This window comes from Pyramidobacter porci (assembly GCF_009695745.1).
Classification (GTDB): Bacteria; Synergistota; Synergistia; order Synergistales; family Dethiosulfovibrionaceae; genus Pyramidobacter; species Pyramidobacter porci.
Map to the genome: position 1 here is coordinate 39,294 of NZ_VUNH01000009.1, position 14,913 is coordinate 54,206.

Consider the following 14,913-nt stretch of genomic DNA (forward strand, 5'->3'; position numbering starts at 1 on the left):
CGCACTGACATTATTCTTCATCGTAAAATAAAAGTCAATAAATAGAGCGCATGATTTTTGCCGAAAGAAAGGCCGGATTTTTATCCGACGGCCGACCCCTGCAACGAAATAAGCCGAGGACTGCGCATTGAAAGCTTTTTTGCAAATAATAACAGAGAAAAAGTTCTTTCTCGAAGAATTTTATTTTTTTTGGCGAACGGGCATTTGAAGGTCTAAAATCAAAAATACTTTGTGCCGGCAGGAAAATCGTGTATACTAGCTTGCGGATCAGAAACCGCAATTTTTGTATCATGCGCGAAGGAAGGACGATTTTCTGTGACAGCCGATCCTCGAAAAGTACGCAATTTTTCAATTATCGCCCATATCGACCACGGCAAGTCTACGATTGCCGACCGTCTGCTGGAGGCGACGGGAACGATCGCCAAAAGGAACATGAAGGAGCAGATTCTCGACAACATGGCGATCGAACGGGAGCGGGGCATCACCATCAAATCCGTTCCCGTGCGCATGGATTATCATGCCGCCGACGGGCAAACGTACGTGCTGAACCTGATCGACACGCCGGGGCACGTCGATTTCGGCTACGAAGTGTCGCGCTCCCTGGCGGCCTGCGAGGGCGCGCTGCTCGTCGTGGATTCCACGCAGGGGGTCCAGGCGCAGACGCTGGCGAACGCTTACAAGGCGGTCGACCACGATCTGACGGTGCTCCCGGTTCTGAACAAGATCGATCTGCCCTCGGCGCGCCCGGAGGAAGTCCGCCGCGAGATCGAAGACGTGATCGGCATCGACGCCTCGGAGGCCGTGTGCTGCAGCGCCAAGGAAGGCATCGGCATCCATGAGATTTTGGAGCAGGTCGTCGCTCGCGTTCCCGCGCCGCGGGGGAGCGAGGACGCTCCGCTGCAGGCGCTGATTTTCGACGCCGTTTACGACAACTATCGCGGCATTGTCTGCTACGTCCGCATCGTGAACGGCGCCATGCAGCGCGGCGACGCGATAAAGATGATGGCGACGGGCGCTTCCTATGCGGTCGAAGAAGTGGGCGTCTTTTCGCCGGGCTGGACGCCGGTCGAGGCGCTGGGGGTGGGGGAAGTCGGCTACTTTACGGCGAGCATCAAGACGCTTGACGAGGCGCGCGTCGGCGATACCGTGACGAACGTCGCCCGGCCGGCGGAAAAGGCGCTTCCCGGTTACCAAGCGGTGAAATCGGTGGTCTACTGCGGCTTTTATCCGGTCGAGCGCGACGACTTCCCGCAGCTGCGCGACGCTTTGGAGAAACTGAAGCTGAACGACGCCTCGCTGACTTACGATCCCGAAACTTCGACGGCTCTGGGCTTCGGATTCCGCTGCGGCTTCCTCGGGCTGCTGCATATGGACATCTCGCGCGAGCGGCTCGAGCGCGAATTCGACGTCCATCTCGTCGCCACGGCCCCCAATGTGGTGTACCGCGTCGTCAAGAAAGACGGCGAAGTCGTCGAAGCGCACCGCCCCGGCGATTTCCCGCCGGAAGGAGAGATCCGGGAAGTCCAGGAACCGATGATCCGGCTGACGGTCTACACGCCCAAGGATTACGTGGGCAAGGTCATGCAGCTCTGTCAGGACAAGCGCGGCGTTTATCTTAATCTCGACTACATCACGCCCGAGCGGGCGCGGCTTGTCTACGACCTGCCGCTGGCCGAGTTCATCGTGGAATTCTACGACAAGCTGCAGTCGCTGACGCGCGGCTATGCGTCTCTCGACTACGAGCATATCGGCTTCCGGGCCTCGAATCTGGTCAAGGTGGACATGCTCATCAATCAGGAGCCGATCGACGCGTTTTCGTTCATATGCCACGTCGACGACGCCTATCACCGCGGTCACGCCTCGGCCATGAAGCTGAAAACGCTGATCCCCAACCAGCTGTTCGAGGTGCCGATCCAGGCCTCGATCGGCAAAAAGGTGATCGTGCGCACCAACGTGCGGGCGCTGCGCAAAGACGTGCTCGCCAAGTGCTACGGCGGCGACATCTCGCGCAAGAACAAGCTGCTCGAAAAACAGAAGAAAGGAAAGGAACGCCTGAAGCAGATCGGCAAAGTCTCCATCCCGCCGGAAGCGTTCCTCTCGTTCCTCGACGTGAACGATGAAGAGGATGGCAGATAAACGCCGCCTCTCGCTTTACGTCCACGTGCCTTTCTGCCGTTCCAAATGCCCGTACTGCGCGTTTTACAGCTTTGCGCCGCGAAGCGGGCAGATGGAACGGTGGCTGGCGTGCGTCGTCGCGGAGCTGGGAACGATACGGCGCGGGCTTTCGGGAGGGGAATTTTCAACGGTCTACATCGGCGGCGGCACGCCGTCGTATCTGCCGTTGGTTCTTTGGCGCGAACTGCTCGGCGCGCTGGCTAAAATTCCGCGGGAGCCCGCCTGCGAGTTTACGGTCGAAGCCAATCCCGAGAGCGCCGACGAGGAAAAACTGGCGCTCTGGAAAGATTTTGGCGTCACGCGCGTCAGCGTGGGCGTGCAGTCCCTTGACGATCGGGAACTGAGGATGCTGGCCCGTCCGCACGACAGCGCGCAGGCGCTGAGGATTCTGGAACGTTGCATGAAAAAAGGGTTCCGCGTCAGCGCCGATCTGATCTTCGGTCTGCCGCGCCAGACGCTGAGGCGCTGGCACGAAAACATGTCGAAGCTCGTCGCCGCAGGCGTGACGCACCTGTCCGTCTACCAGCTCACGATCGAAGACGGCAGCTTTTGGGGGCGTCGTCGGCCGCCGGGACTGCCGGACGGCTATCCAATGTATCGCTGGGCGCAGTATTATCTGCCGCGTCAGGGATTGCAGCAATACGAAATCGCCAGTTTTGCGGTCCCGGGATTCGAAAGCCGGCACAATCAGGCCTATTGGAGGCGCAGCGACGTGTGTGCGGCGGGGCCGGCCGCCTGGGGCTTTCTGAACGGCGTCCGTTTCGCCAACTGCCGCAGCCTGGAGCGGTGGGCGGAGCGGATCGAGAACGGACAAAGCCCCGTGGAATTTCGCGAGAAACTGTCCGAGGCCCGGGAAGCTTCGGAAGCGGCGGTACTGGCGCTGCGCACGAGCGAAGGCATCCGTTTCGAAGAGTTTGCCGCGCGCTATGGCGAACGTTGGCTCGACGCGATAACGAAGCGCCTGCGCTCCCTGCCGGAACAGGATTTTGTCTGGCGCGGGAACGGCGTAGCCCTTTCGCCGCGGGGAATGCGCGTCGGCAATTCGATCTGGGCGGAACTGATGGATTTGGAACGGTAAAGAGGCCATGGGAATGAACGATTTTTTGCCGGTCTGCCGGCGGGACATGGAACGCCGCGGTTGGGAGCAGCTGGATTTTCTATTTATCACCGGCGACGCTTACGTGGATCACCCGACGTTTGCCAACGGCCTGATCGCCCGCTGGATGGAATACCTGGGCTACCGCATCGGCGTGATCGCCCAGCCCGACTGGCGCAGCCGCCGCGATTTCGAAGCGATGGGGGAGCCGCGGCTGGCCGTTTTCGTCTCGGCGGGCAACCTCGATTCCATGCTGAACAAGCTGACCGCCTCGCGCAACAAGCGGGGGCACGACGCCTATTCTCCCAACGGCGAAACCGGACATCGGCCCGATCGGGCCACGATCGTCTACTGCAACCGCGTCCGCGAGATCTGGGGGACGAAGCCGCTGGTCGTCGGCGGCATCGAAGCCAGCATGCGCCGTTTCAGCCATTACGATTACTGGTCGGACAGGGTGCGTCGGCCAATGCTTGCCGACTGCAAAGCGGATCTTCTGATTTACGGCATGGGCGAACTTCAGCTGAAAGAAATCGCCGCCCGGCTTGACGCGGGCGTCCCGGTGCGTGAGATCGACTTGGTGCCGGGCACCTGCGTGATGAAAAAATTCAAACCCGAGGACTGCGTGGAAATCCCGTCCTACGAGGCGGTCGCGGCCGATAAGGCGGCCTATGCCGAGGCGTTCCGCCTGCAAAGCCTCGAGCAGGATCCCATCCGCGGCGCGGCGGTGGCGCAAAAAGTCGGCGACCGTTACATGGTGCAGAACAGGCCCATGCGCCCGCTGACGACGGCAGAGTTCGATCTGGTCAACGAGCTGCCGTTTACCCGCGAAGCCCATCCCATGTACGACAGATGCGGCGGCATCCCCGCCATTGAAGAGGTGCGCTTCAGCATCAACAGCACGCGCGGATGCTTCGGCAGCTGCGCTTTCTGCGCGATCCACGCCCACCAGGGGCGCATCATCCAGGCGCGGAGCGATGAATCGATCCTGCGGGAAGCCCGCGAGATGACGCGCCATCCGAAATTCAAGGGGTACATCCACGACGTCGGCGGCCCGACGGGGAACTTCCGCGCGCCCGCCTGCGAGGACCAGCTGCGCCGCGGCTGCTGCCGCCACCGGCAGTGCCTTTCGCCGAAGCCGTGCCCGCGTCTGCGCGCGACTCATCGCGAATTCATCCGGCTGCTTGAAAAACTGAGAGCCGTTCCCGGCGTGAAAAAAGTTTTTCTCCGCTCGGGACTGCGATATGATTATATCCTCGCCGATCCCGAGGGGGAAAAGTTTATCGAGGCGCTATGCCGCCACCACGTCTCCGGTCAGCTGCGCGTGGCGCCGGAGCATGCCAGCCTGCGCGTGCTGCGTTTGATGGGCAAGCCGCCCATCGAGGAGTATGTGCGCTTTAAAAAGCTCTTCGAAGAGGCGACGCGGCGCGCGGGAAAGGAACAGTACGTTTTGCCGTATCTGATTTCCAGCCACCCGGGATGTACGCTGAAAGACGCGGTCGAGCTGGCGGAGTTCCTGCGCGATCAGCGTTTCACCCCGGAGCAGGTGCAGGACTTTATCCCGACGCCGGGCAGCCTCTCGACCTGCATGTTCTATACAGGGCTCGATCCGACGACGGGCGAAAAGCTGTACGTCCCCCGCGGCGGTCGCGAAAAAGCCCTGCAGCGCGCGCTGCTTCAATATCGGCAGCCCGAAAATTACGACCTTGTGGCAGAAGCCCTGCGCAAAGCGGGGCGGGAGGATCTGATCGGCTGGAACGAGCGTTGCCTGATCCGCCCGCCGAAAAAGAACCGGCAGAGAATTTCTGCGGGACGAAAAGGACTGAACACGTCTTTCGCTTCAGGAGGAGAAAAAAGGAAATATGGCCAACACACTCGGCGAAATCCTGACTGATTCGGGATTGATCTGGAAGGCCGGCGTGCCGCTGCGAACCCTGTGCCACTGGAAGATCGGCGGCCCCGCGGATTATGTGATCGAACCGCGCAGCGCGGAGGAGGCCGCGGCGGCGCAGCGCATCGCCGGAGAAGCAAACGTTCCGTTTCTTGTCATCGGTCACGGTTCCAACATGCTTTTCGACGACGCCGGTTACCGCGGCGTCATCATAAAGCTGGGGCGCAAGATGAGCCGCTGCCGCTTTTCCGGCTCGAGGGTCAGAGCGGAAGCCGGGATCTGGGCGCCGATGCTGGCGCGGGCGTGCGCCGGTCGCGGCCTGGCGGGGCTCGAACATATCGTGGGCATCCCCGGCAACCTCGGCGGCCTGGTTTATATGAACGGCGGCAGTCTCAGGCAGAGCATCGGAGACGCCGTGGTCTGCGTGGAGGTTTTGGACGAGCGGGGGAATGTTGCCGCCGTCTCCGCTGCGGAGTGCAATTTTTCCTACCGTCATTCGGTCTTTCAGGAAAAGAAAAGCGTTGTTCTCGGCGTGGAACTGGAACTTCGACAAAGCACGCCCGGCGATGTGCGCCGGAAGATGCTGGAGATTCTGAAGGAACGCCGGGAAAAATTTCCGCTGAACTTGCCCAACTGTGGATCGGTGTTCAGCAACGAGCCTCCGCTTTACGAAACGTACGGGCCGCCGGGCATGGTGATCGAGCAGACGGGGCTGAAAGGTGCCCGCGTCGGCGATGCGGAGATCAGCGCGCGCCATGCCAACTTTATCGTCAATCGCGGACGGGCTTCTTCGGCGGAAGTTTTCGCGCTGGTCAGGCACGTCCGGCGGAAGGTTCTGGAGCGGACGGGATTTCTGCTGCGCTGCGAAGTCTGTTATGCGGCCCCTGACGGCCGATGCGGGCGTCTTGACGCGTTCCTGTAAATAAAAAATGGAAGCTCCTTGTCTGTTCGGAAGGGCTTCCATCATTTTTAGATTTGCAGTGGGGAATTTACAGAGAAAGAGTATTGCAGGCAAGCAGAGTGGAAACGATCTCGAACATGTTGGAGACGATCCCCACTCCGACTTTTTCCATCAGGCCGAAATGCTTCAGGCAGGTCCCGCAGACAAGTACTGTGCCGCCCCGCGCCACATAATCCCGAAGCGTTTCCGCGCTGGACGTGCCCTGTTCCGCAAGCGTGACGCCCTCGTTCATCAGGGCGATGACTGAGGGGCGCTCGTTTTCGTCGTACTGCACCAGCGTGCCGAGGAACGCTTTCATCAGCACTTCGCCGAGCTGCGGGTCGTCGCCGCCGATTCTGCTGTGAGCGATGAAAACGGCGTTCTTCAGTCTGGCCGACGGCACGAGGTCGCAGCCGCAGGACTCGGGGGCCGGCGCCGAACCGTCGCGGGCGCCGGTGACGGTGAAATCTTTGCCTTCTCCGCTGACAACGGCTTTATAGCCCTTGCTTTCGAAGAAGCGCGAAACGTTTTGCGCGGCCGGCACGTTGTCCACGCGCACGGCGACGGCGTCAGGATTGTCGGCGAGCGCGTTTTTGGTCATGATCACGGGTTCGGGGCAGGCTTTGCCTCTGGCATCGATTTGAATCATCTTTTTTTTCCTCCAATTCCGATATTCGTGAGATAATAAATGACAACAATAATGATTATAGCATTCAAGGTTGAAAATGCTACTCGAAATCTACTGTGGGAGCGTGTTCATATTGGTTAAGAAGCAGCGTAAGGTCGAGTCCGTCCAGGAGTTGATGCGTTCACTCCCTTCCATGGAAAAAATTCTCACTGACGACCGCCTGGGCGAATTCGGCGGCATTATCGACCGTGACAGTCTCAAGCGTATGTGCCGCGACGCTCTGGAACGCTGGCGCGACATGATCCTCGACAGAGAGGTGCTGAGTTTCGACGACGACGTTTTTTTCGCGGAACTGCGTCAGGAGTTGAAACGCCGGCTGCGTCCCAGTCTGCGTCCCGTGCTGAATTGCACCGGCGTCGTGGTGCACACGAATCTCGGACGTTCCTGCCTTTCTGCCGAAGCGGCCGAGGCGGCGCGCGCGGCCGCCTGCGGGTACAGCACGCTCGAGTATAATCTCGAAAGCGGCGCGCGCGGACACAGAAACTTCCACGTGGAATGGCTTCTCTGCCAGCTGACGGGAGCGGAAGCCGCGCTCGTCGTGAACAACAACGCGGGCGCGGTGCTGCTGGTGCTCGCCGCGCTGGCCGGCAAAAAGGAAGCGGTCGTGTCCCGCGGGGAACTGGTGGAGATCGGCGGCTCGTTCCGCATTCCCGACATCATGAGTTTCGCCGGGACCCGCCTGGTGGAGGTAGGCTGCACGAACCGCACTCATCTGAAGGATTATGAAAACGCGATCAGCGAAGAAACGGCGATGCTGCTCAAAGTCCATCCGTCGAATTTCCGCATCACGGGGTACGTGTCGCTGCCGCTCCGGGAAGATCTGGCCGAACTGGCCCACGCCAAGGGACTGATGATGGTGGAGGATCTGGGGAGCGGCATTCTTGTGGACGCCCGGACGCTGGGCCTTGAGGGCGAGCCGACGGTGAACGAATGTCTCGAGGCCGGCGTCGATGTCGTCACTTTTTCGGGAGACAAGCTTCTCGGCGGTCCGCAGATCGGCGCCATCGTCGGCAAAAAGCAGATCATCGATCGGATCCGCAAGTACCCGCTGCTGCGCGCCCTGCGCTGCGATAAAATGACGCTGGCCGCCATGGAGGCGACGCTTCGCATTTATCTTCGCGGCGACTGGAAAAAAATCCCTTCCCTTGGCATGATCGCCGCGTCTGAAGACGAATTGAAGGCGCGGGCGGCCGCCTTGAAAAAAAGAATCGATTCCGAACTGGCGGATTTCTGTCTGCAGACGAAAGTCGTGCCGGTCGAAGACGCTGTCGGCGGCGGCGCTTATCCGGAACGTCCGCTGCCGGGCTGGGCGGTTTCGCTGCTTCCGGCCAACGAGAATTTAAACGCCGGCGTCTTGCAGGAGCGCCTGCGCCGCTGTACTCTGCCCGTCGTCGCCGGAGCGCGCAGCAATGAGCTTTTGCTCCACATGCGCACGCTGCCGGCCGAGGACGAAAATGCTCTGATCAGTTCGCTTGAAGAAGCCCTGGAGACGAAACGATGAGCCGGCGTGAAATTTCACTTGTCGTCGGCACCGCAGGACATATCGACCACGGCAAAACGCAGCTGGTCAAAGCTCTGACGGGAATCGACTGCGATCGTTTGGGAGAAGAGAAAAAGCGCGGCATCACGATCGAACTGGGATTCGCGCCGCTGCTCCTGCCCAGCGAGCGAGTGATCAGCCTGATCGACGTTCCCGGTCATGACCGTTTCATCCGGCAGATGGTCTCGGGAGCTTCAGGCGTCGACGCGGTCATGCTGGTCGTCGCGGCGGACGAAGGCGTGATGCCGCAGACGCGGGAACATCTGGACATCCTGTGCCTGCTTGGCGTTCAGCACGGCATCGTCGCCATCACGAAAAAGGATCTGGTCGACGAAGAGATGCTCGAACTCGTCGAAGAGGACGTCCGCACTCTGACGGCCGGCACGTTCCTCGAAGGCTGCCCGGTCGTGAGCGTCTCCTCGGTGACCGGCGCCGGCATCGACGAACTGCGGCGCGCGCTGGAGCGCCTGGTGGACCAGGTAAAGCCGCGGGAACGCAGCGGCGCTTACTTTATGCCGATCGACCGGGCGTTTCCCGTGGCGGGATTCGGCACGGTCGTCACCGGTACGGCCTACAAGGGAACCATCGCTCCCGGCGAGGAAGTCGAAGTCTATCCTTCCGGGCGGAGATCGCGCGTGCGCTCGGTGCAGGTCCACGGGAAAAACGTCGAGTCCGCTTACGCCGGGCAGCGCGTCGCCATGTGCCTGAACGATCTCGACCTGAACGAGATTCGGCATGGCGACGTCGTCTGCGCTGACGGCGTCTACAAGGCGACGTCGTGTCTCGACGTCATGCTCAAGCTGCTCGGCTTCGTGCCTGAACCTTTGGAACATTGGCAGCGCGTCCGTCTTCACATCGGCACGTCCGACGTCCTGGCCAGAGTGTCCCTGCTCGACGAAAAAAGCCTCCAGCCCGGACAGACCGCTCCGGTTCAGCTGGTTCTGGAAGAGCCTGTGGTGGCTTCGCTGGGCCAGCGCTTTGTGATCCGCTTTTACAGTCCGCTGCGGACGATCGGCGGCGGAGAAGTGCTCGTTCCCTATGCAAGCCGCCCCTCGGGCAGGAAACGCCGCGAATCGGAACGCGACCGGCTGGTCGCGCTCAGCGGGGCGTCAACTCGCGAGGAACGAGTCGCCGCGATCGTGAACTTCGCAGGGAACCTTTCCATGAGCGAACTCATGGTGCAGGCGCAGGAACGCCGTCAGGACCTTGACGCAGTTCTCGAGAAGCTGGAAGAAAACGGCAAGTTAGTGCGTCTCCACGTCGGCGACGGCATGATCTTTTCGGCGGAAAACTATCAGAGCGCCGTGGAAAAACTTCGTGCCGCAGCGAAGGCGTTCCACGCCGCTTATCCGCACCAGCGCGGAATCGCGCCGGAATCGCTGATCAATCGGGTTTTCCCGGAGTCGGAGCGGAAAGCCGGGCGCTTGATCCTGGAAAAGGCCGTCGAACAGAACCGTTTCAGGGTCGACGGAGACGTACTGGCGCTGCCGAAGTTCGTCGCCGTCGACGACTCCGTGTACAGCGAGGCGCGGAAAAAGCTGCTGGACTATTGTTCCGCGTGCGGTTTCCAGCTGCCGGAAATCGAGACTTTGCCGAAAGCCCTGGACATGACGGCGAAGGATTTCAAGAGCCTGCTGGATCAGCTGAAGAAGAACAATGAAGTGGTCGTTCTCGAGGGGGCGTTTGTCCTGGCGCTCGATATTCTCAAGCCGCTTCTGGCCCGGCTGGGGCGGATCGAGGGAGGCTTCACGCTGGCGCAAGTGCGGGATTTGACCGGCAGCAGCCGCAAGTTCGTCCTGCCTGTTCTTGAGTACATGGATGGGAAAGGGATCACGCGGCGCGTCGGCGAAAAAAGAATTCTCTTGAAAAAAGACTAAAGAGCAGAGTTTTCTCCGGAATGAGGGGGCGCTGATTATTTCAAAAAGAGGCTCCGGCCTCTTTTTTTGTCGCGGCGTGCAGGAGGCTGAGCGAGATGGAATTTCGAAACTGCTGGGGCAAGATAAACCTGTCTTTGCGAGTTGTGGGCAGACTGCGATCCGGCTATCACGAGCTGTGCTCCATCTTTTTCAAAATCGGGCCGGTCGATTGCTTGACAATTAATGAGAGTGTAGAGGATAATGTAAGGGTAATTTTTAGCCGGACAAAGTCAGGCATTCAGGGACGCAATATTCTTTTGAAAACGTTGGATAAAATCCGCGCTGCGGGCATCGCCATACCGCCGCTGGACATGCGCCTCGAGAAAAGAGTGCCGCCGGGAACGGGGCTGGGCAGCGGCAGCGGCGACGCCGCCGCGCTTTTGGATTATCTGGTGTCGGCGGGGTATCCTGTGGAACGGTTCGCTGCGGAAATCGGCGCCGACGTTCCTTTTTTGCTCAGCCAGGCTCCTGTGGCGCTTGCGCGGGGGGCGGGAGAAAAGCTCGCGCCGCTGCAAGCCCCCTCCGCTCGCTGGCGAGTTGCCGTCGTCATACCGGCGTGGCGTTGTGTGACGGCCGATATGTTTGTCAGACTGGACGAATATTTTCATGACGAATGGAAAAGCACGGGCGGGCGGGCGCGCTCCGAAGCGTGTCAAGTTTTTGACCGGCTTGTGCGCGGAGAGTTCTTCGGCCTGCTGCCCAACGATTTTTCCGACCTGCTTTTAAGGGAACACGGCGAATATCGGGCGCTTTTTGCCGATTTTTATCGGACAGGGGCCATCGCCTGGGGAATCAGCGGCAGCGGCAGCTCTGCCTTTGCCTTGTGGAATGAGAACGACTTTTGTGGTTTCAGTACCACGCTGCCCTGGGTGGAGGACGTGCTTATTTTTTGAATTGAAAAGAGAAGGTGTGACACGACATGAAAGGTCAGCGTACGGAACGGCTCATTCGCATAACTTCCAAATTTCTTTCTTCCCCGTCATGTCAGATTTCACTGACCGGTCTGGCCGATGAGTTCGGGGTTTCGAAGACCGTTATCAGCGACGACGTGTCCATGGTGAACGACGCCCTGACGCGGGAAGGATACGGCCGTCTGATCGTAGACCGCGGTCGTACCGGCGGGGCTTTTTTCGTCCCCGCCTTGTCCTCGGAACGCCGCGAAGAGTTTTTGAAAAACGTCGCGAAAATTCTTTCCGCCCCCAGCCGCTTGTTGCCGGGAGGGCTGATCTATTATGCGGATATCCTCTTCAATCCGGTTTACACGGATGTCTTGGGATTGGCTTTCGCTTCGGATTTTAAAGATCTTCATCCCTCTCTGATCATGACCTCGGAGGTTAAAGGGATCCCCCTTGGGCTGGCGACGGCTCGGGCTCTGGGCGTGCCTCTGGCGGTGTGCCGTTTTCGAAACCGCGCCAGCGATGGGCCGGCCGTCTGCGTGCATTATCCGACGCAGAGCGGCGAAGTCCGCTCGATGTATATGGGAACGAAAATCCTTTCGCCCGACGACAAAGTGCTTCTGATCGACGACTTCATGCACGGCGGCAGCACCGCTGCCGGAATGGTTCAGGTCGTGAACGAGTTTCGCGCGGAATTGGTCGGTATGGGCGTGTTTATCGCCGTAGACGAGCCGGAGGAAAAAGCCGTCAGCGAATATAAAGCTTTATTGAAGCTGTCTTTGCACGGCGGGGAGCGCGTTTCGCTTTTCTGATGCTGGATGGATGATGGGTTGACTCATGTCGTGGCGCTGGTTATAATTGTGCGTCGTGGGAAGGGGACTGGCTCATGTTTGTGACCCTAGATACGGAGAAGTGTATTGGCTGCGGCGTCTGCGTACAAATCGCGCCGGACGTTTTCTCTCTTGACGAAGCACGCGGCGTGGCGAAAGTCATTCGCCAGGAAGGCAATGCAGCGGTGGAACAGGCTGTAAAAAGCTGTCCGGTTTCGTGCATTGCGATTGAATGACGTTCGTCGTCTGATCGCATGATCTGAGAGGGCCCATAGCTCAAGGGTAGAGCTGCCGGCTCATAACCGGGAGGTTCCAGGTTCGAACCCTGGTGGGCCCACCATTTTCTGTTACTTAATTGAATTTCTCGTGAAACCTCGCGTGCGGCGAGGTTTTTTTGTTATACTGTGTTTGTCGCTTTGCGGCTCTCCCTCGGAACGCCGCAAGGTTTGAGCTTTTATTGAAGAAACACAGTTGTCGAAAATACAGAGCTGCCGCGTACGGCAGCGTTCTCGGGAGGCTGAAGGCATTGAATAAGTTGAAGGGGAAGATCGGCGAGGCGCTCACGTCAGTTACGCCTATTTCTCTCTTGGTCGTTGTGCTGAGCGCATTGATCGTCCCCATGCCTGCGGAAATACTGATGCTTTTTCTTGTCGGCGCGGTGCTTTTGATCGTGGGGATGGGATTTTTTTCTCTCGGTGCGGACATGTCCATGATGCCGATGGGGGAGGGCGTCGGGAAGCAGATCACTCTGCTGCGCAAACTCTCCTTTGCCGTGCCCGTTTGTTTTTTGCTCGGTCTGATCACGACGATTGCCGAGCCGGATCTGCAGGTATTGGCCGAGCAGGTGCCGGCGGTTTCGGATTTTACGCTGGTCATCACCGTTGCCGGCGGTGTCGGCGTTTTTCTTGTCATCGCCATGCTTCGCCCTCTGTTGAAAATCGATCTCGCTCACGTTTTGTTGTTTCTGTATGGCGTGGTTTTTCTTCTCGCGTACTTTACGCCGCAGTCTTTTATTCCCGTCGCTTTTGACGCCGGCGGCGTCACGACGGGACCGATCACCGTCCCGTTCATCATCTCTCTGGGCGTCGGCATGGCATCGATGCGCCACGATGAATCGTCCCGGGAGGACAGTTTCGGCCTCGTTTCCCTCTGCAGCGTCGGCCCCATTTTGACGGTGATGCTCCTGGGAATGATCTATAATCCCCAGGCGGCGGCCGTATCGCAAACGATCGCCTCGCTGGACAAGATGACTTCGATCGACATCGCCGAAAGCTTCTTTGTAAAAGTTCCCGCTTATTTGAAAGAGGTCTCGCTCGCCTTAACGCCCGTGGTCGCTTTTTTTGTCGTTTTTCAGGGGATTTTCGCCCTTTTCCGCCGTGGCTCTCTTGTCCGTATCGTCGTGGGGGTTGCCTATACGTTTATCGGGCTTGTGCTTTTTCTTACCGGCGTCAACGTCGGCTTCATGCCGGCCGGACACTTCATCGGCAAGTCGCTGGCCATGTCCGAGTACAGATGGCTGCTGTTGCCTATTGGATTGATTATCGGTTATTATGTGGTTGACGCGGAGCCGGCCGTCCACGTTTTGAACAAGCAGGTCGAAGAGATTACCGGCGGCACCATTTCGCAACGAGCCATGCATGTCAGTTTGGCCTGCGGCGTGGCCTGTTCCGTTGCGTTTGCGATGCTGCGCGCGATTACGGGACTGTCCATTTACTGGATCATTATCCCGGGGTATGCGCTGGCGCTTGCTCTGACTTTTTTCGTTCCTCCCATTTTTACCGGAATCGCCTTCGACTCCGGCGGCGTTGCCAGCGGTCCCATGACGGCGACGTTTCTTCTGCCGTTGGCCATGGGCGCATGCGAAGGCGCGGGCGGTTCCATTCTGACGGACGCGTTTGGCGTCGTCGCCATGGTGGCAATGACGCCGCTCATTTCAATCCAAATTCTTGGCGTGCTCTATAACATGCGTCTGAAGGCCGCTGCCAAGCAGCCGCCGGTCAGCAAGGTTTACGACAATTTCGTTATTATCGAGTACACGCCGGAGGAGCTTGCCTATAATGACTGAGAAATTGCCCGTAATGGAACTCATGGTCACGATTGTTGACCGAACCAAAGCGGTTCAGGCCACAAATTTCTTCAAAGGGAAAAACGTTTCTCTAACGCTTTCCTGTTGGGGAAGAGGAACGGCGAGCACCGAGATTTTGGACATCTTGGGCATCGGCGAAAAGGAAAAAGTCGTTGTGTTCAGCTTGACCCCGCGTTCCTGGATCCCCGCTCTCATCACCCAGATCTCGGACGATATGCAGCTTCGCAACGCCGGGCGGGGGATCCTTTTTACCATCCCGCTTTCATCCGTGAACCAGGGAATACCGCGACGTTATTTGTCGGCTATTCGAGAGAAAAAAAACGAGGAGCGCGTCATGTATAAGACGAACGAAAACAAATATGAATTGATCATTGTCAGTACGGAAGACGGTTTCGTCGATTCGATCATGAAATCCGCCCGGAACGCCGGCGCGCGCGGGGGGACCGTGATGAAGGCCCGTGCTGTCGGCGACGAAAATACGGAAAGTTTTTTTGGATTGAAACTGTATGATGAAATGGAAATTCTGGCAATACTGGTTCAACGCGAAGAAAAATTGAAGATCATGTCCGCCGTCAGCAAAACTCTGGCGGAGAAATCCCCGGAAATGGGCACGATTTTTTCAGTGCCGGTCGACGATGTCGTAGGAGTCGGCGCGGTCCTGGAGAGTCCCGACCCGGCGTAGCAACGAGAGATCTGAATTCGATCGTTAGCAGACCGCGCGTGAGGCGCGCGGATAATGGACGGTCATATTAAAACTTTTGCGCGATCCGTCATGTCGATTTTTATGTATTAATATGCTATACTAAGGGCGCGACAACGGCGGCTCGGGGAATAAAAAAATCCGCAAGACGCTTTGTC

The 14,913-nt window shown here is 58.8% G+C and carries 12 protein-coding genes and 1 tRNA gene; 12 read left to right on the forward strand and 1 reads right to left on the reverse strand.

All coding sequences use genetic code 11. The features are described 5' to 3' along the window. Window positions 1-315 precede the first annotated feature (315 nt). From lepA to murB, 4 genes are read left to right on the forward strand one after another with little or no spacing between them, the layout of a single operon-like run. Complete coding sequence (gene lepA / locus FYJ74_RS08645) at window positions 316-2,136, forward strand: translation elongation factor 4 (protein ID WP_320633966.1); 1,821 nt, start codon at window positions 316-318, stop codon at window positions 2,134-2,136. Next, window positions 2,126-3,253 (forward strand): radical SAM family heme chaperone HemW, encoded by a 1,128-nt coding sequence (gene hemW, locus FYJ74_RS08650; RefSeq protein ID WP_229769434.1) that lies wholly within the window; start codon window positions 2,126-2,128, stop codon window positions 3,251-3,253. The genes lepA and hemW overlap by 11 nt, the downstream gene beginning before the upstream one ends. A 13-nt stretch (window positions 3,254-3,266) precedes the next feature. Continuing rightward, window positions 3,267-5,162 (forward strand): YgiQ family radical SAM protein, encoded by a 1,896-nt coding sequence (locus FYJ74_RS08655; protein ID WP_154529183.1) that lies wholly within the window; start codon window positions 3,267-3,269, stop codon window positions 5,160-5,162. Continuing rightward, a complete protein-coding gene (murB, locus tag FYJ74_RS08660; RefSeq protein WP_154529184.1) occupies window positions 5,131-6,081 on the forward strand; it encodes a UDP-N-acetylmuramate dehydrogenase in 951 nt (316 codons plus the stop codon). Before FYJ74_RS08655 ends, murB begins: the two co-directional genes overlap by 32 nt. A gap of 67 nt (window positions 6,082-6,148) precedes the next feature. Here the strand turns inward: murB and yedF are convergent, their stop codons facing one another. Further along, entirely contained in the window at window positions 6,149-6,748 is a 600-nt protein-coding gene (gene yedF / locus FYJ74_RS08665) for a sulfurtransferase-like selenium metabolism protein YedF (protein WP_154529185.1), read from the reverse strand. Between the two features lie 112 nt (window positions 6,749-6,860). On the opposite strand from yedF, the gene selA reads away from it, so the two are divergent. The 8 genes from selA (at window position 6,861) to FYJ74_RS08705 (ending at window position 14,737) form a co-directional block, all read left to right on the forward strand. Next, window positions 6,861-8,288 carry an L-seryl-tRNA(Sec) selenium transferase gene (gene selA, locus FYJ74_RS08670; protein WP_407692120.1) on the forward strand — a complete coding sequence of 476 codons (1,428 nt, stop codon included), beginning with the start codon at window positions 6,861-6,863 and terminating at the stop codon, window positions 8,286-8,288. Beyond that, window positions 8,285-10,204, forward strand: a complete 1,920-nt coding sequence (selB, locus tag FYJ74_RS08675; protein WP_154529186.1) for a selenocysteine-specific translation elongation factor — start codon at window positions 8,285-8,287, stop codon at window positions 10,202-10,204. Before selA ends, selB begins: the two co-directional genes overlap by 4 nt. 296 nt (window positions 10,205-10,500) lie before the next feature. Further along, on the forward strand, window positions 10,501-11,136 hold the full coding sequence (locus FYJ74_RS08680; protein WP_195838874.1) for a GHMP family kinase ATP-binding protein: 636 nt from the start codon (window positions 10,501-10,503) through the stop codon (window positions 11,134-11,136). Window positions 11,137-11,162: 26 nt separating this feature from the next. Next, complete coding sequence (locus tag FYJ74_RS08685) at window positions 11,163-11,951, forward strand: phosphoribosyltransferase family protein (protein WP_154529188.1); 789 nt, start codon at window positions 11,163-11,165, stop codon at window positions 11,949-11,951. 74 nt (window positions 11,952-12,025) lie between these two features. After that, entirely contained in the window at window positions 12,026-12,205 is a 180-nt protein-coding gene (locus FYJ74_RS08690; protein WP_154529189.1) for a ferredoxin, read from the forward strand. Window positions 12,206-12,234: 29 nt separating this feature from the next. Beyond that, window positions 12,235-12,309, forward strand: a tRNA-Ile gene (locus FYJ74_RS08695). A 186-nt stretch (window positions 12,310-12,495) separates the two neighbouring features. After that, window positions 12,496-14,034: a DUF1538 domain-containing protein gene (locus FYJ74_RS08700; protein WP_154529190.1), complete on the forward strand. Its 1,539-nt coding sequence runs from the start codon at window positions 12,496-12,498 to the stop codon at window positions 14,032-14,034. Then, the gene (locus FYJ74_RS08705) at window positions 14,027-14,737 is read left to right on the forward strand and encodes a P-II family nitrogen regulator (RefSeq protein ID WP_154529191.1); all 711 of its coding nucleotides are present in this window, start codon (window positions 14,027-14,029) and stop codon (window positions 14,735-14,737) included. Before FYJ74_RS08700 ends, FYJ74_RS08705 begins: the two co-directional genes overlap by 8 nt. The last annotated feature ends 176 nt before the right edge of the window (window positions 14,738-14,913 follow it).